Raw genomic sequence first — 20,693 nt, 5'->3', positions numbered from 1 at the left:
GCTGGCGATCAGGCGCGCCGCCGCCGGGGTGCACGACGCACCGGGCGGTGTGCTTCCGCATGGCCCGTCGATTACGCTCTTGCTGGATTCTCAAGCGACCAGCGCTAGTACTTGATGTCCCGCTTTTGCTGGCGACCTTGCTGCTTTGTATCGCGCTTGTCTTGCCGGCACAGGGCGTTGCTCTTCTGGTTTGCAGCTCGGCAGTCGACCTTTTCCGCTCGCGCCTCCTGTTTGGCAGCTTGATTTGCGTTCCTGCCCTGTTGGCGCTGTTGTGACTGGGTTGTGGCCAAGGCAGCGACGGATAGCGCCAGTAGTCCAACCGAGGCCAGCATTGCGCTCGTGTGCCTCCAAAGTCCGTTTCTTGATTCGACCATTTTGACGCTCCTTCGCGCCTGCCTGAAACGCTGGTCAGGGCGGCCCAGCCGAGAATGGCCTCGATGCGTCCGCGCTGCCTTCTCGCATTCAGTTCAGGTCGTTGTCCACATAGTACTTGGTCCCCTTAGCTGTGAATTCAACTGCGAGACCTTTGTCGGTGAGCTGATAAAGCCAGACGCCGGGCGCCACGGCTATGGCACCCTGATATGCGCCACCAGTGTCGCCGGCCTTCGCCGCGGCGGTCGCTTGCCCGCCGAACTGCCACCCGGAAGTGATGAATTTATTTAGGGCGCTCTCGTTCTCAAACACCCAAACCTGCTGGAATTTCTTGACACCCATTCCGAGGCCAGCCTGAAGCTCGGCCATTTTCATGTAGGTTGTAGCCTTCGTCTTGTTGTTGACGGCGATGCCTTCGCCGGTCCCGCTGCCAGCAAGGAGGATCTTCATGCCAAAGTTGCTGAACGCGGCATAGCCTGCCGCCGATTCCACAGCCTTGCGTGCCGACGGTTGGGCTTGATAGAGAGCGCTCAGTGCTTTTTTTCCGGCTTTGCGCACCTCGGCTTGTTTGTCTTCCTTGCTTGCGGCGAATGCTAGCGCCGGCAAGACAAGTGACGAAGCCAATGCAACGATGACCAGGCGACGAGTCATGATTGGCACCTTATAGACGATGATCAATGCGAATGTACCGAACGAGGTGCAGTTCCTGCGTGCGCAAGGGCATAGCACTAGTCGGAAGCCGGCCCCTACGGGCAAGTCCGAGAGAGCCACGGCTGCATACGCCGCTAGGCACATCGCAGACATTGCCATGAATAAATGGTGTCACGCGCGGACATTGCGTCAATTGGACCTTGGTCCTACGGCATGAAGGGAGAAAGCGGCCCGGCCAGTCAGCATGACGAGCGACGCCGCGAGTTATCCGAGGGAGTGCTGCATCCAAGCGCTAGCCAGGTTTCAAAAGGCTGCCGTCATATGGGCTGCGTCGCAGTCACGCTTGGCGCTGGCTGAGTGACTGGGAGACGGTCTTGATGTCCGCATTCTGTACGGTCGACCGCAAAAAAATGAAGAACCAAGATCTCCGCTTTCGTGTGTTCCAAGAATGGAATGCACGGAAGTGCGTTGACGGAACCGGACACGCACGCCAATAGTCGAGACGATGTTCTTGTACCGCCTCGACTTCGCGGATGCGTCGAACGACGCTGATGTGTCGGTATTGCCTGGCGCCTGCCAAGATATGACCTGATGACTTCGCAACGATCATGCGCTAAGGTCGCACCCCGCTGAACAAGCGAGCTCCTGAGAGATAAAGTCCGAGCTTCCCAGGTTCGTGGCGGCTCCCAATGAGCAGGACCCCAAAGGTTGAACTAGTGTTCAACTCTTGGGGGACAGTTCAAAGATACCTGGCTAGTATCAATAGCGCGCACATTCAATGCGTGGCGGCAAAAGTCGTCGCCGATGACCACGGCGCCAATTTGGCAGCGACTGTCGCAGTGGCCATCGGTATGAGCGATCCACCCACTCCGATCGAATACTGCGAAACGCTGTTGCTGCCGCTGTTCACCACATAGACATAACGACCGGTCGGATCGATCGACACCGAAATGGGCGAACTACCAGCGGCAACGGTTGGTGTAGCCATTGCCGTGAGCGAACCATCCGACCCGACGGTGTACTGCGAAACGTTGTCACCGGTGCTGTTGGCCACGTAGACATACTTGCCAGTCGAGTCGATCAACACCGAAATTGGCGCAGATCCAGAAGCGACGGTGGGTGTAGTCATCGGCGTGAGGGAGCCGTCGGACCCGATCGTGTACTGCGAAACACTTCCGCTGCCGTTGTTTGCTACATAGGCATACTTGCCGGTCGGATCGACCTTCACTGACTCTGGATTAACGCCCGTGGCGACGACCGGTGTAATCATCGGCGTGAGCGAGCCATCGGCTCCAATGGTGTACTGCGAAACAGTGCCACCACCGTTGTTGGTCACATAGGCATACTTACCCGTCTGATCGATCGTCATCGAAAAGGGAGACGATCCCGTAACGACTGTCGGCACAGCCATCGGCGTGAGCGAGCCATTTACCCCGATTGTGTACTGCGAAACGTTATTGCCGCTCGAGTTCACCACATAGACATACTTGCCGGTTGGATCCACCGCCCCCGCCGCGGGCCAAAGTCCTGCGCCTACAAGCGCCGTGGCCATCGGCGTGAGCGAACCATTCACCCCGATCGTGTACTGCGAAACACTATTACCCGTGCTGTTCGCCACATAGGCATACTTTCCCGTCGGATCAACCATGACTGCCTGCGACCCGAAAGATCCCGTGCTAACGCTCGCCGTAGCCATCGACGCGAGAGCACCATTCGGTCCGATCGTGTATTGCGAAACTTCGTTGCTGTTCCGGTTCACCACATAGGCATAAGCGTAGCGTTGGCACGAAACGCTAACTGTCGCAACATCGCCTGCCGACACAGTGCCTGCATCACCGGTAATCGTACAGTTCTGCCCCTTCGGTTGTGCCCCGACAACTACACTGTAGGCACTGCCAGATACGAGCTTCGCAGGAAATGCAAAACTTCCGTCTGCTGTGACAGTTAGCGTGTCTGCGCCATTGGTCAATTGAAGTTGAGTACCGCTGACCAGGCCGGATACCGTTCCGCCAACCTGATAAGTGCCGCCCGCACTGGGAGGGGTGCTTGAGCCAGGGGCGCTTGACGCTGAGTCGCTTGTGCCGCCGCCATCACCACAAGCAGTTATGACCAGGGCGATAAAAAAACCACCAACTGTCAGATGCGCTGCCGTCCAGAATCGATTTTTTCCGTCGCTCATTCTATTGTTCCGTTAAATACGTTTTATAATTCATTTTCATTTACCCACCTCGAAAACCTCACCGCAACTTAAAATGCCTCCCGTAGACCATATAAAACTATTATTTCACCATTTTTCGCAATGCAATTTTCGCTCTTCCGTATTGACGACAGGAGTTGTCGCACGGTATTTCAAGACAACCGTCAAGTCACTTGTCAATTCAACACAATACCTCTTTTACCGCGACAAAAAATGACATGACAGTAGGTCGTTTCTACTTAACGGCATGGGAGTGAAATTCTTGAGCGACTGGAATCAGTCTATGGCCGCGACGATGGTCGATGGCCTGAGCCAGGCGGCCAAACTGCAATTCCGAGAAACCTGCCGACGCGGAGACCATGGCGGCCATTTGAGAGCACAGGATAGAACAGCCGCCTTGATCGAGCACGACGATACCGGTTCAGAGTAACGTAGTTACTGACAGGTAAGTCTGACACATGCATTCCCTCAAACCTATACACGGAATGAGTTATTCTGGCACGTTCTGTAACTGCCCTAGCGAGGCCGCTCTGCCCACTGCATACAATGTCAATTCTCTTGTCAAGCCACCTCTTTCGAGTGACTGATTAAGAATTGACCGGTGTACTTGATTTGAAAATAGTCTCCCGTATAGGTCCGCCATGAATGGCCACGATCATCGGAGTACTTGGTTGTTTTGACGTCACGCCATCGAATCCGCGCTCAGAAGACGTGCCGCAAGTCAATCACGGCACCCATCTGGTTTTCGCCCGCGATCACGGAGCCGTCAGTATCAGCTCGGTTGCCATCGGTAATGGACGCCATCGCCTGTCCCGCAATCAAGACGTCATAGGGACCGACCTGGGTACCAGCCGCCACAAGTTGTGCACGAATTTCGCCTGCGTGCTGGGCGTCCCCGGTATCAAACGGGACCACCTCAAGCTGCAGTGCCTCTATGCGCCCTAGGTTGGCCGCCGCGGGCTGGCTCTTGTAAGCCCCGTAGTACAACTCGTGGGCGACGATGGATGGCATCCCGACATCGGCCGGTAGATGCGCTCGCAGACGGGCAAGCATTTTGGGCTCGCCCTTGAGCATCGCGATCACCGCGTTGGCATCGATAAGGTACTGGATTCGCGCGCAGGCGCCAAAGAAGTCGCGCGTGGCCGCTTAAGCCTTCAGCGGGCCGGTCCCTCATCCATAACTTCGAGTTGGGACCCTCATCCGGAAACTCGCCCTGATCGCGCGACGCTGCCCGAACGTTGCCAGCGCCCCGACACCCGGCAGGATTCTGTTGGTGGCACCCCATCACTCCGGCCTCCGCAAGCCCATTCCTCTGCATTGGCGCAGACCCTCATATCGCCCGAAAACCCGCATGCAGCAAGGCTTTGCGACTTTTTCCGAGGCTCTGGCCCACGCTGGCACGCTTGCTGCGATATCAGCACCGAGCGCGACACCAACCCGGCTCATCACCCACCAAGCCTTACCTTCCTTTCCAGGAGCACATCATGACCACGCTGACCATCAAGGACCTGTCCTCGACCGAAACCCTCGACGCCAAGACGCTGCAAGCCGTACGCGGCGGCCTGGCCATCGTGGCCCCGTGGACCAGCGTCTACGCCCCGGTCAAGCTGTCGTTCGACTCGCACGTGAAGATCGACCAGTCGAACCAGCAGATGCAACAGGTCGGCAACTACTTCGCGAACAACTCGGCGTTCCAGGATCACATGACGAACAACGTCACGACCAACCAGCGCGCCCAGAACAACGCCTGAGCTTCAGGCTGCCGGGCGGGCGAGTCCCAAACCGATCTGCCCGCCCCGGCCACGCATTCGCATCAAGGAGTCCACCATGTCATCTCTCATCGTCCGCGACCTTGCCGACAGCAAGGACCTCGACCGCAAATCGCTGTGCGCCATCCGTGGCGGCACCGACTGGTTCGGCAAGATTGCCGCTGCCGGCCCGCTGGTCAACATCAATATCAACCAGAGCGTGCAGCAGCTTCAGCAAGTGAATGTTGCCGCGTTCAACGACAACAAGATCGTTGGCGTCGACCTGGGCAAGGTCGCGCTCAACATCAAGCCGACGCAATGGGGCGGCAACCTGGCAGCGGTTTGAACTACGCAGCCACGCGCGGTTGCACCGCGCTGGCTATGAACTACGCCGACACTCATACGCCGAACGATACCCGAGAGAAGATCGAGGACAGGTGCATCTTGAAACCGCGTCCAAGTAGCGCGATTTCCAACGACGATGTGGGATCCTGGCGGAAAGTCAGGTCTCTCCCTGGTGAGAAGCAGCACACAAGCGGCGGGCGGCGCGTCTTATTAAGCCCCCCACCGGGCTTACGCTTACGTCTGCATTGGCGTTATTCGCCAGACATGGTGGAACACAGGCGCTTGATGGCTCCCGAACCCTGGTCTGCGCCCTATAGTCCAAAACGCACACAATAAATGGGTGGCAAATGCGCTGACACTAAATGCCAGCTTTCACCACCGTCTTCGGAGGTCCATAGCGCGCCGGTGGTCGATCCCATCGCCAGTCGCACGCCGGAGTTATCTACGGCGAGGCCGTGCCGATACACCAGGTCATACGCAGGTGCGGGCGGCAACCCAATCAACGAACGCTCGAACGTACGTCCGCCGTCGCGGGTACGCGTGACGACGAGTTGGCCATCTACGGGGATCCGGCAATCGTCCTTCACGGCGGGCACGAACCACGCGGTATCCGGCTCGTGCGGATGCACGGCAACCGCGAAGCCAAAGCTTGATGGTTGCGCTTCAATCCGCTGCCAGTGCACCGCGCCGTCGGTTGAGCGGAAGATTGCGCAATGATGTTGCGTCCACAACACATCCGGGCTACTCATGCATTGTACGACGCGGTGCGGGTCTTGCACGTTGGGATCGCAACGCCGATCCGGCGGCATATAGTCGGCCTCCATGCCGTCGGCAGTCACCCGCCAACTTGAACCTCCGTCAGTGGTTTGCCAAACGCCGCCGCACGATACGCCGATTGTCACGTGTCGGCTGTCGCGCGGGTCGACCATCACGGAATGGATGCCCGGCGCGTCGTAGCCGCCCCCAAACCATTCGCGACGCTCGGGACGATCCCACAGCGTACGGTTCAACACCCACGTGTCGCCACCATCGTCGGAACGGAAGAGCCCGCCAGGAATCGTGCCGGCCCACAAGACGCCTGGCTCATCCCAGCCGCCTGTTTCTAGCGACCAGATTTGCTGAAGCGTCCAAGGTGGCGACGGTGTACCGGGCGCGGCCGCCTTGCCCGCAGTCGCGTTAGCGCCATCACCGCTACACGTCTCGTCGGTTGGCTGCGGTGGGTAGACGGGGGCCGCGCACTCCTCCCAATCCTCCATGCCCGCGCGCCGGCGATGCATCTTTACACCGAAGTGGCCAAGATTGAGCGCGACATACAGCGATCCATCGCGCGGATCAGGGAGCACCATGCTTACAGGCTCGCCTATAAAGCTCGGCTCGCTGAGAGTCCAACTGCCCTCGCCATCCGACTGCAGAACGAACAATCCCTTGCGAGTTGCAACAAGCAATTGATCGCTCATTTTCACTGTCTCCTCGTATACGGCCGGAATTCCCTCATCCGCCCGATAGCGCCTGAATGACGTATACCTTGCTTTGTCCGCCTAGAGCATCCGAGAGATGTTGTCGGTCACGCACTCTTTGGCCGTCGACAAATACCGCAAGATGCCTTCGCAGCGAGCCCTGATCGTCAAGGATGTAGCCGCGCAGTTGAGGTTGCACCGCGAAGACGGCGTCGAGCGCTTCGCCAAGCGTACGCGCGTTGATCTCCCGCTCGGGTGTTGCAATATGTCGCTGAATCGAAGCGGCGAAAAAGATGTGCGCCATGAAGGGTGTCCGCGCGGGGACGGCCATATCCGTCGATTTTGTAGTGTAGGCGATCAGGCATGTGCTTCGACACATCACGATGCATCAGCTGATCGGCGGCACGATAGTAGAAGAAGACAGATGGCGAGACATCAAGATATCCAGGAGCCGAGACTCATCGCGCGTCGCCCCCTTTCCATCCAACCCCCATTGCCGCCCCGAATTGCAGGCCGCTGTCGGCCCAGGTTTCGACAAGGCATACCAGGATTGGAATGGCTTGTCTCATAATTGTCCGGCGCCACTCGGACCCAAAATTTCTGCTTGAATGAGCCCCAGCCGTGGACTGAGGCGCATGACGGTGTATTTCAGGGTGAGGCCGGTGTGATAGGCCAGCCGCTGGAACACCTTGCGCAGGATGTTGAAGGCCGCGTTGACATCCGCGTGTACCCTAGCCAGGCGTCCGGTCTGATGGGCGTTGACAAACGTGTTTCGTTTGTCCTTCAGACGCTTCCCCATCGGCGCGTGGGCCGCCGGGGTCTGCTCGGGATCGACTTGCGTCGTCGCTGATGTCTCTGCTGCTGCCTTCGACTGCTTCTTGCCGCTGTGCTTGCGCAGCGGCTCGTTGTTCACGAAACTCGTCTTGCTTGTGTACGACTCCTCGGTGGTAACGACGACGATTCCCTGCTGTTCCGCCTTGTAGCGGATCAGTTCAATCAGCCGGGCGTGCGGGATAGTGTGGAAGCGCCGATTCTGGACGGTGTCCATCTCGCCGCCATCCTTCCATCCCTTGTTTTGCCCAATGACGATGACGTGCACGCCACGACTTGCGCAGTTTCGCACGAGGTTGTGGCTCAGCTTATGCAGAAAGTCATTGAGCCATTGCGCCCGCCGATGCTGGGCCTCCAGATAGGCCGGGTCTGCATACAGCGCCTTCATGCCCTTGCGCAGCGTCATCTGGTCACCGCGCGACAGCTTCTCGCCGCGCGTCTTCGCCTCATCCATCCGTGCCTGCAGCGTGCGAAGTTCCGGCGTCATCAACGTCGATTTGAGGCGATCGATTCGTGCATCATGCTTACGCATGACGACCTCGAATCGGCCCGAACTCACGACGTGGGCCTGGCTGCCGGTCGTGTAGGAGACCGTCGCCACGTTATTTACGCCGAAGTCGACCCCGGCAGCCGGAACATTTTCCCGGCCCGATAGGGCCTTCACGCAGACCTCGTTGCGCCTGGATGTCGTCAACGCCTTACCTTTTGCGTTGGCCAATTGCGGGGCCAGCTCGCGTTCGAGCGTGGCCAGTGGCGAGTTCGGGTCCAGCTCGCGCGGCACACGCACCACCGCCTCGAATTTGACACCTCGTCCAGTTGGCACGATGCGCAGGTGCTGTGGCGCTCCCGAGCGGAAGCCGCGTCGAGTGATCGCCCGGTCGATGACTTCCAGAATCGGATAGGCGTTCCACGCAACCATTTCTTCGGCGGTGAGCGAGAGCGTCTCCGCCATATCGACCGGGATCACCTTGTCACCCAACCCAATGAGGGTGCGGCCGATCTGGGCGAGTGGGATCTCCAGGACGTAGCGGCTGTCGCGCGCCAAATACGACGGCGGGCGGGGCTTGCCAGTGAAACCAGCGCCGCCCGCAGTGTATTTTTCGAGAGAGCTGAAGTATCCGGCCCACGCGGCCTTGTACCGACGCAGCACCTGCTGGGCCGCCGCGGCCGGTATGCGCCCATAGACCGCGGAGCCATCCATGCCAGGCCACGTGCGCAGGACGTTGTCCAGGACGGTGATATCGAGTAGTGAGCCTAGCGGGCTGACGGCAAACGACTCCAACCGAGCCACGAGCCGAATGTCAGACATCTTCCCGTCCGGGGCGGTCGCCGCGACTTCCGCCTCATGTTTGTCGTGCCGCGCTGCGTTGATGCGGTCAATCGCGGCATTGAAGCGCTTGATCGCCACCCGCTGATGCTCGTGCAACTCGTCCTTGAGCCGATATCCACCATCGACTTTGTCGTAGGCGGTGTTTACGTTGTTGACGGCGAAGTGGGCGGTATTGTAGAGGTTCTTGCACTGCAAGGTGATCGCCAGACAAACGGCATTCAATGCCACGCCGGGCTTATCGAGGACGAGCGCGCGCTGAACGTAAGCCTGGGTCGGCTTCTCGTCAACGGGGGGTTGGTCGCTCTCGTTCATGGGGTCAGGCTCAATTCGATAGTGTCCCGATTGTATCCACGTAGGCATCTCACGCAACTATTTGAGCGCATCACGGGCTACCGCTTAACCCAGATCGAGGTTGTGATTCGGCGGATCGCATCTCGGGTACGCGGACGGGGAAGGCCGACAAAGTACAATCTTCGCACCCAGATCATCGCGGCACTCCTGAAGTTGAGACTCAATCGTCCTGTGCGGGCGATTGCGGCGCTCACAGGCATGCCGGTTGCCACGACGGCACGAGCGATTCACCGCGTTGTTAGCCGACTCGCAGACTCCGGGCTCGGGCAGCGCTCGACTCAGATGCTGATCGTTGATACCACCAGCGTTCGGATCGGCTCGTCCGATCTCAAGGCGTACTCGGGACACAAACATCACCGATGTGCCAAGGTACAAGTGGTCGCGACCGCGAATGGTTCAATCGTGGATGTCAGCGATAGCTACCCTGGCTCGGTGCATGACAAACGAATCTGGGACGCGGAGGCGCTGCGGCTGCCCCTCAACGACGCGGTTGTCTTGGGCCATAAGGCGTACGCCGGAGGCCATGGGGAGGGTGTCACACTCTTCCGACCGACAAAGCGCAACGAGTCGGACTACCGCGACGACAAGTACGCAGCCAAACAGCGTAATCGCCAGATCTCGCGGATACGGCTTCGGATCGAGCATGTGTTTGCCCGTCTGAAATGCTGGCGGGTGATTGCCGGCCTCTTCCCCTATCACTGGTCGAAGCTAGGGGTGATAGTGAAGGCACTGGCCGTGCTTCATAACCTCGCGCGGGATTATGAGACAGCCTTCATATATCGGGCAAAAAAAACCACGTCGCGAAGGACGTGGCGTAACGTTCTAGGTACCTTTTGATTGCTCAAAATCAATACATAAAACGGGGTATCTCGGGATGATAGCGTTGATAGTCAAGCGCTCGACCTGAGTCCCGCGCCGCGATGATGCGCTGCCCTGCGCCGCTTCCGCGCGGGATACCAGCGTATAGCCGATGCCGACTTACCAGCGGTAGCGCAGGCCGAGCTTGGCGCCAATTGCATTGCTGTCGCCGAAGTTCTCCACGCTGGTACGCGCCAGCAGTTCGCCATAGACCGTGTAGCGGTCATCGTCCCAGTTCAGCGACGCGCCCACGCCAAGGCCGGCCCACAGCGCCTGTTCCTTGCTGACTACGCTGATATCCGCGACACGTGCCGACGTGCCGTGCAGGACGTCGTAGTACAGGTTGGTGATACCGTACACATGCGAGCGGCGGGTCTTGCCGTTGCCGGCCGTCCACTTGGTCTCGTGATCCAGCGACACACCGAGGCGCGAGATCAGGCTGTTGCCGTTGTCACGCGACACATTGGCGCCGTACTGGTCCGTGAACGCGTCGAAGCGCACCTGCGACCAGGCAAGCTGGGCCTGCGGCGTGATCGACCAGTTGTCGCCCAGCGGAAGTTGGTGGCCAGCTTCCACACTGGTGGCCACGCCGCTGCCACGATTGCCGTTCGCCAGCTTGGCCGACAGCGTCGACGAGCGGATGTCGGTGTCATACCAGGTCACTGTGGCGCGCGCATCGACGTACGAGCCATTATTGCCGTACCAGGTAGCCGTTCCGCCGAAGCCGTAGCCGGTGGCATCGATCGAACCGTTGCCAAACATCGACGACACATTGGAGTTGGCAATGCCGTAATGGAAGGTCGGACCTACCACCAGCGTGCCAGCCTGGTTTTCGACGACCGGCGCGTCAACGCCGCCCTCGAACTTCCACATGCGGACGTTGTAGCTGGCGCCGGTCGTGCTCGTGGACGGATCGATGTGGGTGTTCGAGCCCTCCACACGCGCCCAGGCACCGCGACCGATGATCGGCTTGCCCGCATCCTGCTCGGCCTGCACGGAAGCGTTGGGCGACCACGAACGGTTGCCTACGCGCTGCTGCAGCGTGCCCAGTTCGTTGAACCTTTGCAGCACACTCGAATAGGCCTCGTACAGCGGCACGGTCGGTGCCAGCAGCGGACCGGAGGCGGCGGCCGCTGCCGTGCCCACTGAAGCCGGGTCGAGCAGCGTCGAACGGAGGTACCAATCGCCATCGGTCGACGTCGACACGCCATTCTTGTACAGCCGATACGCGTACGCGCCACCGACCACCGCCTGCTGGCCCTGGAACGTGTAGTCGCCGGCCAGCGTGAAGGCGCCATTCGACGCGCCCTGCACGTCGATGACCTTGATGCCCTCCGAAGTCAGTGCTCCGGTGCCGCCAACGTTGACCACGCGGATCTGGCTTGTGCCCGAGGTGCCGCCCGCCACCACCAGACGCCCGGTGGCCGATGCGTCATCGCCAAGTACGGTGTTCACGCGCACCGTGCCGCCGTTGCCGACATAGTTGCCGGCAACGGTCAGTACTCCCGAACCGCCGCCCGGGGTGACCGTACCGGTGTTGGTGACATCGCCGAAAATCGTACCGGTGCCCGACAGCGTACCGGCGGCGTTCACGGTCACGGGGCTCGTGATCGAACCATCGATAGCCAGCGTGCCAAGATTGACGGTGGTCGGGCCGGTGTAGGTCTGGGCTGCCGTCAGCACCGTGGTGCCGGTGCCGTTCTGCGTTACGCCGCCTGCGCCCGAGACAATGTTGCCGTAGGTATAGGTGTCCGAGCGGTTGAACGCCAGCGTGGCGCCGCTGTTGACCACGACATTGCTGGCAAGGCTACCGCTGGTGCCGCCGTTGCCAATCTGCAGCGTGCCCTGGTCGACCGTCCACGGCGTGCTGACCGTGCCCGTGCCGATCAGCGCCCAGGTGCTGGTGCCGGTCTTGGTGAAGCTGTCAAAGTAGCGGTACTGTGCGGTGTCGCCAATCGTCGAGATGTCGAACACAGCGCTCGTGTCACCGCCGAGGCGGAAAGCGTCGTTCGTACCGAGCGCGCTAGCCACAACGTCGCCCACGATGTTTGTACCCGCGCGAAGCTCCAGCATGGAGCTGCTGCTGGCGCCCGAACCGAACTGAATTGCGATGGAAGAGCTCTCGCCAGCCCTAACCGTACCGGAATTCACCAAGGTGATCGTATTCAAGGTAGACGACGTGAATATCGCCGCAGCTCCCTTCCCCCCCTCCAATAGACCGGTGTTTTCGAGCGAGAAGGTGCCGGTATTCGCGAGCCGTACGGCATTGCCACCGCTCGACCCACCGTTCAAGTCAGCCCCCCCTCGAATCGTACCTTGGTTCACGAGGGTAGTTGGGGAAAGCGCATTACCGAAGCTGACGCCTGCTCCCCCGGTGCCTCCAGTGGCATCGCCGCCGACGATCGTGCCTGACGCAGCGTTGACGACACTCCCACCGCTAGCGACGCTAACACCTGCACCAGCGGTACCGGTTGTTGCACCACCCCCCTTGATAGATCCGTTATTGGTGAGCGTAACGGAACCGCTCAAAACAAAGCCCACGCCGCCGGTACCGATGCCGGTCTGGGTACCGCCAGTCACCGAGCCATTATTGATGGCCACGCCGTTGGCTTGGGCCTGTCCGGTACCTACGGTCGTACCGCTCAGACCCACAAACGTCCCGTTATAGGTCCTGGTGCCTGTGGAAGACCCTGTGAATCCGCCTGCGGTCGGATTTCTGGTCAACACATAGCCTTGTGTATCCAGAATGAGTGGCTTGGTGAGCGAAGGAATCGTCGTCGAAAGCGTGAGCGCGAAGCTCGCGCCCAAGCGGATCGTGGCCGTGGGATCGCCGTCAGCATTGGCGGCCGTGATGGCTGCGCGAAACTCAGTTTCGTTAGTCACCAGGTACTCCGCAGCCGACGCGCCAACTGGAAATAGCAGCGCGACAGCGAGAGTGATAGAGGACGCTTGCGGAGCGCGAGCGCCAGCCCGCAGCATTCCACGACAAAAATGGGTCTTCATTGAACTGCCCCGTTCGAAGTTAAATGTATTATTTTTGGTACAAATTAAAGCGGGGCAGATGTTAGATCACGTGAGCAGGTTATGTAAGGCTGATATAGCCTCGCGTGGCGGTAGGGCTACGAAGCACTTTTCCCCGTTGCAAGTAGGGAGAAATCTATATTAGAAGTGACACTCTAAAGGAACATCCTTTCCGTTAGCACACCGCAGGACTAGGACGTGGCGCTTTCATTTTGCGCCCCGAGGTTTTCGACGACCCCACCGGCGATGAATCGACGTCTTTCGACCGTAACTGGATTGATTGGATCGTGCGCTGCTGGCCATGGCACTGTTTCCGGGTCGAATGCCCCAGGGAAAACGCCGGATGCGGCGACGACGTCCGCAACGCGAGCCGACTCTGCGAGTGACTGCCACTTGAAGCTCAGTCTTTCCGCAATAGTGGCCGCCAACTTAAATCGCCAGGTCCAAATATTCGCCGTTCCAACGGGCAGTAGCGACCGCAGAAATCAGCAAGGAAACGAAGTGTTCGAAGCTGTTTGCTATGACGCGCTTCGTATCCTCATCCCGACCGAACGTGATTACCTGTCCGATAGTTCCATTCGTATCAGGGTCGTAGTCAAGCCCCACGTGGTTACCGCCGTCCGTCGTCAGAGGTATGGAATCTCCGGGGGTTAGCCCAGAGAGGAAGTCAATGTTTAGCAGCGTGATGAACTCCGGCTGCTCAAGATAGTAATTCCACCACGAACCGAATACCGCACAAGGTGATGACGGCGAGGCGATCTATTTCAGGATTGCTGAGGAGCGCTCAACGGAGAACTCCCGGACCGTTTCACCGAAAACGAATTGATGCGCCGGTATGGCATCACACGCGCCCAGTTGGGCGCGATCCTACGCCGCATGCTTCGTTGCGTCGGTAAGCCAACCCATGTTTCGCATCCGAAACCATGACGAGTTCATGAGTAGCGTCGTCCACAGTAGAGCTGTAGAGCCCGCTAGATTTTGTCGGGCGAAGCGGTCATCAAACGACCCTATCCACGCGGCACCTAGGGAGCAGCCCGTCGGTGCGGGGTGAAGGCCGCATGAAACTCAACCTCGGTAACAAAGTACCCATCATGAACAAGACCATCATGGCTATCCTCGCAACCGGCATCCTTACCGCTGCGCTCTTTGTCCATGATGAATGGCTTGTCACGGCGACATGAAAGTTTTCGACATTGTCGCCACAAACTTGCGGGTCAGTTTGTAAGTGGGTACTGTCTACATGAGCTCTTTCGCTTGCCCCCTCCTGATGCGTGCGGTCGGCTTCGCTAAAAGGTTCGCAAGTGAACCGGGCGGACTAGATCCTATGAGGCTGGGAGAGGGGCTGCGCTCACAGTTGGTTAACGGTCGTTCATCCCCAATTCGTCCCCGGAGTCGAGAAAGGCTGAACCGTGCAAAAGCCCGTTGTAGTACTTCTTGTCGACGACAATGAATGCATCCGCGAGGCACTCGGCCGTCTCCTTGGAGCACGTGGTGTCCCAACGCAGCCCTTTGCGTCCGGTGAAGAATGTCTTGATGCAGTTCAGAGAAATCGAGGCCCGGCTTGCGTAATTGCGGATCTCCGGCTTCCTGGCATGAGCGGCTCGGAATTGCAGACGGCGCTCCCCGGTCGCTATCCGTTCATCATGCTGACAGGTCATGCCGACGTCGCTACAGCCGTCGCAACTATGCAGGCTGGGGCGCTGGACTTCCTTGAAAAGCCGATAAAGGAAGACCGGCTACTCTCAGCAGTCGGCAAGGCGCTGGTCTCGGCGCAGCAACTGCATGAGCAAGCCCTGACGCATGCGGACCTTCAAATGAGGATCGATCGTCTAACGCCCAGGGAAAAAGAGGTCATGAGCCTCGTGACCACGGGGATGAAAAACAAGGAGATTGCACGAATACTCGGTATCGTCGAAAAAACCATCAAGGTCCACAGCGCCCACGTCATGCAGAAGATGGGGTTAAGATCCCTCGCCGATATGGTTCGATGTGCAGACAGCCTAGGTATCACCGCACCTGCAGACGCCTTGCCTAAGACGACAATGAGCCAAGCGCAAACGATGCAACCGATCGCCGAATGAACGTGGCGGTGCCGTGTAAACACGTTGCACAAATACCGATGGCCGCTCATCTGACCTTCTTGTCCGTTCGCCCCCGTCGTACCGCCGGCAATGAAGCGGCGGTAATGCGCCGATGGCCCCAGGAAACCCGTGCGCGCAGAGGCGGAGCGTCGGGACTCTGTTCTCGACACTTCGTGGCGAACAAGAACTTCCAAAAAAAGCTGGTGCTGGACGCTCAGGCAAGTGCACGACGGGCTGAGGGCCATCGACCACCAGCCGCAACGCACCGATGCCTTTGAGATCCGCATGGTTACTGATTCGCCAAAAGATCATTAGGCAAAGTACACTTCGTCGAGCTCCACCGACTGTTCCTCAACGAGATGAGCGCCCTGCTCCGTTCCGGCCAAGGACTGGGGAGGGACGCCGCCCAACTCCACCGCCAAGCGTCTTGCGATGCGGCGGCGGGAGAGTTCATCACTACAGCCCGTTATTATGCTGTTGTCACGCCGGCGTCGTATTGCCAGGGCAAGAATTTTTTATAGGAAATGATCGTGGCGCCAGCTGAGCGCAAACGAATTGAAGCGCATGAGTACAAAACAGATTGCAGCGTTGCCGGCTGGCCGGTATTGGGCCATTCCACATGCCCCCTTCCCGCTCGACGGCCCGAACGGTTACGATGAAGTATTCCCGGGTGCAGAATGCATCAGCGACGGAAACTGGGTTATCTTTGTGCGCGAAGGTGAAGAAGTCTGGGCATGCAACGCGACCTACGCCGCCGCCCATTTCGAGTGTAAACCGCTCTCCTCATCATTTGGATTGCCAAACACTTAAAGGCCAGGCGCGTTTCTCACGGCCGTGTGAGGTCTATATGCCCCTTGCATCCTCTCCAAGCGCAACGGCCGTGACTATGAGTCCTTTTTCAGAAGCATCGGCAGCGATAACACAACGGGGACGCGCGGATGCCATTCTATGGAGCCGATCCGCTATGGGTCGCCAAGGGATCTCATTTGTATGGCTCGAAGCAGCCAGGATGTTATTCACCCAGTCAACCAGATGAAATATCTGCGAAATCTGTCAGATACAAAGATGCAGAGGGTCATGCCTGGAATGGCGCGGGAACCGTACCTGAATGGCTACAGCGTGCGGTCAACGCTGGGCAATCCATAGAACATTTCAGGATTTCCTGAGCAGATGCTTCCGTTGTTTCCTAGTTCGTCGAAATACTTCGCTTTCTCATTTAGTGGTTTGTGATATAGGATGATGTCATCGAACCATTTTTGAAGGAGCTGCGATGGCAACATACAAGCAATTGATGGCCGAGAAACTTGCACTGGAAGCCAAGTTGGTGGAAGTTCGAGCCGCCGAGGTTTCCGGAGTGATTGAAAAAATTCAGGGTTTGATGGCGGACTACGGATTGACCGTTGATGATATTTCGGCGAAACGCCGTCGCGGGCGTCCTGCCAAAGCTGCTGGAGCCGCTGTCACTGAAAAGGCCGCACTGCCACCAAAGTATTTGGACCCCAAAACTGGTAAAACCTGGTCGGGTCGCGGACGTGCACCCGCTTGGCTAGGCAAAAACCCGAAGCGATTTTTGATTGAGAAAGAGACAGCGTAATCGTACGCATACCCAACCCGCGACGAGGCGATGAGCGGCTGACGGTCGGTTTTTTCGCTGAGATGAGTCAATGGGTGGAAAAATCTGAACATCTGCGAGCGCATTCCCCCTTCTAGTCCGGCCGGTTCGCTTTCGAACTTAGAGGCGAAGCCGACCGGATCAGGAGGGGAGCAAACGAACGGCTTGGTTTTTTTGGCCGCCGACTTCCGCGCATGCTCCTTAGTTCCTTGCCCGTCCACGTACGCCGGCACGGTTTCCAGCGCGCACCGCCGACGCTCCCGACATAGTATTCGTGGCTCTAAAGCCATGGCTTTCGGTAGAACGGCGCCAGGCGCGTCCGCAGAATGGCTTTTACGCTCGCAGGTGCGACCACGCCAAATCTATGATGCTGCCTGGAGCGACGCCGAAAAAAACCCGCGTTCCGGGGAAGCGTAGCGCGGGCGGTAGCACTGCATCAGTGCATACTACAGCGCAACTCAGTTTGACTTATTTCAGATACAAGCTGCGTTTTCCTGTCAGTTCGAACGTATGAGGACCTGTCCCATCGCGAATCCGTCCGGCGGAAGCATGCAAGAAGCGCCTCGGCATCATCGAAATCGGGCTGCGCCCAGCAACGCCTTGTACATTTGATCGGAGCGCGGATGGTGTTGGCTGACGGTGCTAGGCATCGCCAATCCATCAGAAGACTGTCGAAAAGGCACCCGGGTCATCCGACACGACCACAAAGAAAAAAGGCGCGGCAATCGCGGCGCCAATCGAGATCGGCAAACGAACGCCTTGCGTATCGCGGTGAACACCCCCCCCGCACAGATCCCAGCGCGCCCATTTAGCACTTCAACTACCGCGCGCTGGACGATTTTGTCTTCCAGTGCGGCAATCCCCAGTGGGCGCTGCTTGCCATCCGGCTTGGGTATGTACTGCCGCCGAACGGGCAGTGTCCGATACGCTCCGCTGAATACTTGCGTGTGCAGACGCTGAAGATACTCAAGTCCCCCTCGTAGTACCGCCACGTCGTGCCATCCACGCCGGGTGCCGCGTTGCGTTTGAGCGCATAAAACGACTCCCGAACTCGGGGCCGATGTGGTTCGCTATTCCTTCATCGTAGTGGACTTTCACCGGCTCCTCCTTACGGGTCTCTCGGCTCATTCAGAACTTGTGGCGCACGCCCACCGCGACACCCACCATCGAGCTCTCCCCACTGCCCAATGCATAGCTGTTGCCCAGCGACAGGCTGTTGGCAAAGAAAAGTGAGGGCGATTCAAGCGCCAGGCCGGCGTTCTTTGCGTAGGCCGCGGTCAGGTAAACATCCGCGCGCTTCGAGAACGCGTAGGACGAGATAAACGCGATCTGCCATGGATTCGCGATGCTGGCGTTGCCGAACTGACTCTTCAGGTTGTCGTAGTTGTACTCCAGCGTCAGGCCAATCGCCGGCGTCACCTGATAGGTTGCGCCCACCCAGTAGAAATCGTCGCGCATGAACACGTTGCCGCTCGCGTCCTTGTTCTGGCCCCAGCGGTAGCCGCCCATGATCTTCGCCGCTCCGAACGAATAGCTGGCCGCAACGGAGGCCTTCTTGAACGTACCACTCCCTGCGTTCGTCGGATTGGCCGCAGGGGCAATGGTGGGGTTGAACTGGTCGTAGCCGACGGTGGCGGCAAACGATCCGGCTGCATAGACGAGGCCTGCACCGTAGGCGGAATCGCGCCGAAACTGCCCAGGCACCTCGCCGTTACCGCCGAGGATGATTGGTGCGCCCACCGTGGGCGGCAGCGCCAGGCCCGTGCCGAAGGACCAGTGCGCCAGTGCCGTCACCGGACCGAACACACCCGTGTACTTGACGGTATTGTCCTCGCGGAAGTTCGCTCCCGCCATGGCCACTACCGGTTCGTACTGCGTCGCATAGGCAGCAGGCGCAAAGTTCGCCAACGCCTCGAACATCGACGTGTACTGACGTCCAAACGAGATCTGCCCGTAGGGACTTTGAAGACCGACAAAGGCCTGTCGCCCGAACAGCCGCCCGCTCTGCTGGGAGGTGCCATTGTCAATGCTGAATCCGCTTTCCAGTACGAAGATGGATTTCAGGCCGCCTCCGAGGTCCTCCGTGCCGCGCAGCCCCCAACGTGAACCGGAGTACCCGCCCGAGTCCAGCCGGAAGACATTGTTGCCCGGCCCGGGCCGGAACCCGTTGGCCGACGTCGGTACATTGCCGACATGGTTGGCATATTCCAGGTTTGCGTCCACCACGCCATACAGCGTCACCGTGGACTGTGCCTGCGCGCTTCCCGCCACGATCGCGCCGGTGGCTGCCAGCGCGATGTTGAATTTGCCAAGCCGGTTGAATGCTCTCAACACGTTTCTCCTCCTCCCTTGTTATAAAACTCAGCCCAACTGGAACGCACCCGATCGTTGCCAGACGAGCTGCCTCAGCGTGAAACCATCGACTTCATCATCTGACGCAACGGCGTGCTGTAAGGCGGCTGCAAGACGTCGATATCCTGAGCGGAACTGCGGAGTACGGCCCGTGCATGGCTGAACCGCTTGAACCCGTCGAACCCGCGATACGCCCCCATGCCGCTCGCCCCCACGCCGCCGAACGGCAGTTCCTCGACACCTCCATGTCGAATCACGCCGTTGACCGTGACGCCACCGGAGGTTGTATGCGCCAGGACCCACGCTTCCTCGTTCGCGTCGGTCCCGAAGTAGTACAGCGCAAGCGGGGCCGGCCGCTCGCCGATGTAGCTGGCCACCTCTGCCAAGGTCCTGTAGTGTTTCACCGGCAGCAAGGGGCCAAAGATCTCGTCCTGCATGATCCGGGTGCGACCGGACGGATCGATCACCAGCGCCGGCACCATCTTCGCGGGAGACACGCCATCGAAGCTCTCGCCGGCCGGGTTCAGCTCGATGATCCGGGCACCGTCGCGGCGCGCATCATCCAGATAGCCAAGCAGGCGGGCACGATGACGCTCGTTGACGATCGCCGTGTAGTCAGGATTGGCGTGCAGCGACGGATAGAGTTCCGCGACAACACGCCGGGCGGTATCAACGAAGGCATCGAGCATCTCCTCCGGCACGAAGACATAGTCCGGCGCCAGGCAAATCTGGCCGGCGTTGTGCAGCTTCCCGGCCATGATCCGGCGCACAGCAAACTCCAGATCGGCACTGCGGGAGACGATCGTGGGGGATTTGCCGCCAAGCTCCAGCGTGACCGGCACGAGGTTGTCGGCGGCGGCGCGCATCACATGTCGGCCGACCGAGCCGGAGCCGGTGAACAGAAGATGATCGAAGCGCTGGCCACTGAACGCCATGCCGGTCTCTGCCCCGCCGCAGACGACGGCGACCTCTTGTTGATCGAAGACCGACGCCACCATGCGGGCCATTAGCGCACTGTTGGCCGGTGTGAATTCCGACGGCTTGATCACCACACGGTTGCCCGCCGCAAGCGCACCCGCCAGCGGCAGGAACGCCGTGCCAACCGGGAAGTTCCACGGGCTCATGATGCCGACGACACCCAGCGGCTGGTATGCCACCCAGGCTTCACCGCGCGGCGCGGAGCGCGGCTCGGGCTTCATCCAGTAGGCCAAGTGCTGTCGCGCGTGCTTCAGCGACATCAACGGGCCCAGTACGTCCGTGCCGCGTGTGAAGTCGTGGCTGCGATGCCCGAAATCGCTGGCGACGGTCTCGATGATTTCTTGCTGGTGGTCCACCAGCAGGCCAATGGCCCGATCGATGCGGTCATGCCGCTGCGCCGCATCTGGCATGCCGTCGGCCAGGTAGGCCGCGCGCTGTCTGGCCACAATGCCGGCAATTCGGCTGGCTTCCGCTTCCTGCGCCGCGGAATCCGTGAGGTTTGTAGTCAA

18 protein-coding genes and 1 pseudogene are annotated in these 20,693 nt (G+C 59.4%); 8 read left to right on the top strand and 11 right to left on the bottom strand.

From position 1 onward, the window contains the following. Positions 1–462: 462 nt before the first annotated feature. The 3 genes from ACO550_RS06050 to ACO550_RS06040 form a co-directional block, all read right to left on the bottom strand. The gene (locus ACO550_RS06050; RefSeq protein ID WP_315598594.1) at positions 463–1,023 is read right to left on the bottom strand and encodes a lipid-binding SYLF domain-containing protein; all 561 of its coding nucleotides are present in this window, start codon (positions 1,021–1,023) and stop codon (positions 463–465) included. A gap of 775 nt (positions 1,024–1,798) precedes the next feature. Beyond that, positions 1,799–3,202, bottom strand: a complete 1,404-nt coding sequence (locus ACO550_RS06045) for a lactonase family protein (RefSeq protein WP_315598593.1) — start codon at positions 3,200–3,202, stop codon at positions 1,799–1,801. 720 nt (positions 3,203–3,922) lie between these two features. Then, on the bottom strand, positions 3,923–4,330 hold the full coding sequence (locus ACO550_RS06040) for a PIN domain-containing protein (RefSeq protein WP_315598613.1): 408 nt from the start codon (positions 4,328–4,330) through the stop codon (positions 3,923–3,925). Between the two features lie 374 nt (positions 4,331–4,704). Between ACO550_RS06040 and ACO550_RS06035 the strand changes: the two genes are divergently transcribed. Both ACO550_RS06035 and ACO550_RS06030 read left to right on the top strand, forming a co-directional pair. Next, positions 4,705–4,971, top strand: a complete 267-nt coding sequence (locus ACO550_RS06035; RefSeq protein WP_485994381.1) for a hypothetical protein — start codon at positions 4,705–4,707, stop codon at positions 4,969–4,971. A gap of 76 nt (positions 4,972–5,047) precedes the next feature. Beyond that, positions 5,048–5,314, top strand: a complete 267-nt coding sequence (locus tag ACO550_RS06030; protein WP_485994379.1) for a hypothetical protein — start codon at positions 5,048–5,050, stop codon at positions 5,312–5,314. 310 nt (positions 5,315–5,624) lie between these two features. Here the strand turns inward: ACO550_RS06030 and ACO550_RS06025 are convergent, their stop codons facing one another. The 3 genes from ACO550_RS06025 to ACO550_RS06015 all read right to left on the bottom strand — a co-directional run bounded on the left by ACO550_RS06025 (position 5,625) and on the right by ACO550_RS06015 (position 9,243). Then, entirely contained in the window at positions 5,625–6,770 is a 1,146-nt protein-coding gene (locus ACO550_RS06025; protein ID WP_315595321.1) for an exo-alpha-sialidase, read from the bottom strand. Between the two features lie 34 nt (positions 6,771–6,804). Continuing rightward, entirely contained in the window at positions 6,805–7,074 is a 270-nt protein-coding gene (locus ACO550_RS06020) for a MoaD/ThiS family protein (protein WP_315595320.1), read from the bottom strand. A gap of 261 nt (positions 7,075–7,335) precedes the next feature. Then, positions 7,336–9,243, bottom strand: a complete 1,908-nt coding sequence (locus ACO550_RS06015; protein ID WP_315595319.1) for an IS200/IS605 family accessory protein TnpB-related protein — start codon at positions 9,241–9,243, stop codon at positions 7,336–7,338. A 321-nt stretch (positions 9,244–9,564) separates the two neighbouring features. Here ACO550_RS06015 and ACO550_RS06010 point away from each other — a divergent pair, with 321 nt between their 5' ends. Beyond that, complete coding sequence (locus ACO550_RS06010) at positions 9,565–10,119, top strand: transposase family protein (RefSeq protein ID WP_315595318.1); 555 nt, start codon at positions 9,565–9,567, stop codon at positions 10,117–10,119. 141 nt (positions 10,120–10,260) lie between these two features. Here the strand turns inward: ACO550_RS06010 and ACO550_RS06005 are convergent, their stop codons facing one another. Next, a complete protein-coding gene (locus ACO550_RS06005) occupies positions 10,261–13,023 on the bottom strand; it encodes an autotransporter outer membrane beta-barrel domain-containing protein (protein ID WP_315595317.1) in 2,763 nt (920 codons plus the stop codon). A gap of 567 nt (positions 13,024–13,590) precedes the next feature. Continuing rightward, positions 13,591–13,842 carry an SMI1/KNR4 family protein gene (locus ACO550_RS06000; protein ID WP_485994431.1) on the bottom strand — a complete coding sequence of 84 codons (252 nt, stop codon included), beginning with the start codon at positions 13,840–13,842 and terminating at the stop codon, positions 13,591–13,593. Between the two features lie 377 nt (positions 13,843–14,219). Here ACO550_RS06000 and ACO550_RS05995 point away from each other — a divergent pair, with 377 nt between their 5' ends. The 5 genes from ACO550_RS05995 to ACO550_RS05975 all read left to right on the top strand — a co-directional run bounded on the left by ACO550_RS05995 (position 14,220) and on the right by ACO550_RS05975 (position 16,836). After that, positions 14,220–14,342 (top strand): hypothetical protein, encoded by a 123-nt coding sequence (locus ACO550_RS05995; protein ID WP_315595316.1) that lies wholly within the window; start codon positions 14,220–14,222, stop codon positions 14,340–14,342. 228 nt (positions 14,343–14,570) lie between these two features. Then, entirely contained in the window at positions 14,571–15,242 is a 672-nt protein-coding gene (locus tag ACO550_RS05990; RefSeq protein ID WP_315595315.1) for a response regulator transcription factor, read from the top strand. A gap of 564 nt (positions 15,243–15,806) precedes the next feature. Further along, positions 15,807–16,052 (top strand): hypothetical protein, encoded by a 246-nt coding sequence (locus tag ACO550_RS05985; protein ID WP_315595314.1) that lies wholly within the window; start codon positions 15,807–15,809, stop codon positions 16,050–16,052. 128 nt (positions 16,053–16,180) lie between these two features. Continuing rightward, positions 16,181–16,408: an H-NS family nucleoid-associated regulatory protein gene (locus ACO550_RS05980; protein ID WP_485994373.1), complete on the top strand. Its 228-nt coding sequence runs from the start codon at positions 16,181–16,183 to the stop codon at positions 16,406–16,408. A gap of 104 nt (positions 16,409–16,512) precedes the next feature. Beyond that, a complete protein-coding gene (locus ACO550_RS05975; protein ID WP_315595313.1) occupies positions 16,513–16,836 on the top strand; it encodes an H-NS family nucleoid-associated regulatory protein in 324 nt (107 codons plus the stop codon). An 824-nt stretch (positions 16,837–17,660) separates the two neighbouring features. On the opposite strand, the pseudogene ACO550_RS05970 reads toward ACO550_RS05975, so the two are convergent. From ACO550_RS05970 to ACO550_RS05960, 3 genes and pseudogenes are all read right to left on the bottom strand, one after another. After that, positions 17,661–17,905: pseudogene (locus tag ACO550_RS05970) on the bottom strand (group II intron reverse transcriptase/maturase); the annotation flags it as partial. Between the two features lie 77 nt (positions 17,906–17,982). Further along, positions 17,983–19,185, bottom strand: coding sequence for a porin (locus tag ACO550_RS05965; RefSeq protein WP_315595312.1), 1,203 nt, complete (start codon positions 19,183–19,185; stop codon positions 17,983–17,985). A gap of 74 nt (positions 19,186–19,259) precedes the next feature. Further along, entirely contained in the window at positions 19,260–20,693 is a 1,434-nt protein-coding gene (locus ACO550_RS05960; protein WP_315595311.1) for a coniferyl aldehyde dehydrogenase, read from the bottom strand.

It is taken from the genome of Cupriavidus sp., from assembly GCF_057315035.1.
Note: the sequence above shows the minus strand (reverse complement) of the source record. Positions and strands in the feature narration are given on the sequence as shown.

Coding starts and splice junctions, on each gene's coding strand:
- ACO550_RS06050 (WP_315598594.1), bottom strand. CDS start 1,023: ATGACTCGTCGCCTGGTCATCGTTGCATTGGCTTCGTCACTTGTCTTG.
- ACO550_RS06045 (WP_315598593.1), bottom strand. CDS start 3,202: ATGAGCGACGGAAAAAATCGATTCTGGACGGCAGCGCATCTGACAGTT.
- ACO550_RS06035 (WP_485994381.1), top strand. CDS start 4,705: ATGACCACGCTGACCATCAAGGACCTGTCCTCGACCGAAACCCTCGAC.
- ACO550_RS06030 (WP_485994379.1), top strand. CDS start 5,048: ATGTCATCTCTCATCGTCCGCGACCTTGCCGACAGCAAGGACCTCGAC.
- ACO550_RS06025 (WP_315595321.1), bottom strand. CDS start 6,770: ATGAGCGATCAATTGCTTGTTGCAACTCGCAAGGGATTGTTCGTTCTG.
- ACO550_RS06020 (WP_315595320.1), bottom strand. CDS start 7,074: ATGGCGCACATCTTTTTCGCCGCTTCGATTCAGCGACATATTGCAACA.
- ACO550_RS06015 (WP_315595319.1), bottom strand. CDS start 9,243: ATGAACGAGAGCGACCAACCCCCCGTTGACGAGAAGCCGACCCAGGCT.
- ACO550_RS06010 (WP_315595318.1), top strand. CDS start 9,565: ATGCTGATCGTTGATACCACCAGCGTTCGGATCGGCTCGTCCGATCTC.
- ACO550_RS05995 (WP_315595316.1), top strand. CDS start 14,220: ATGAAACTCAACCTCGGTAACAAAGTACCCATCATGAACAAGACCATC.
- ACO550_RS05985 (WP_315595314.1), top strand. CDS start 15,807: ATGAGTACAAAACAGATTGCAGCGTTGCCGGCTGGCCGGTATTGGGCC.
- ACO550_RS05980 (WP_485994373.1), top strand. CDS start 16,181: ATGCCATTCTATGGAGCCGATCCGCTATGGGTCGCCAAGGGATCTCAT.
- ACO550_RS05975 (WP_315595313.1), top strand. CDS start 16,513: ATGGCAACATACAAGCAATTGATGGCCGAGAAACTTGCACTGGAAGCC.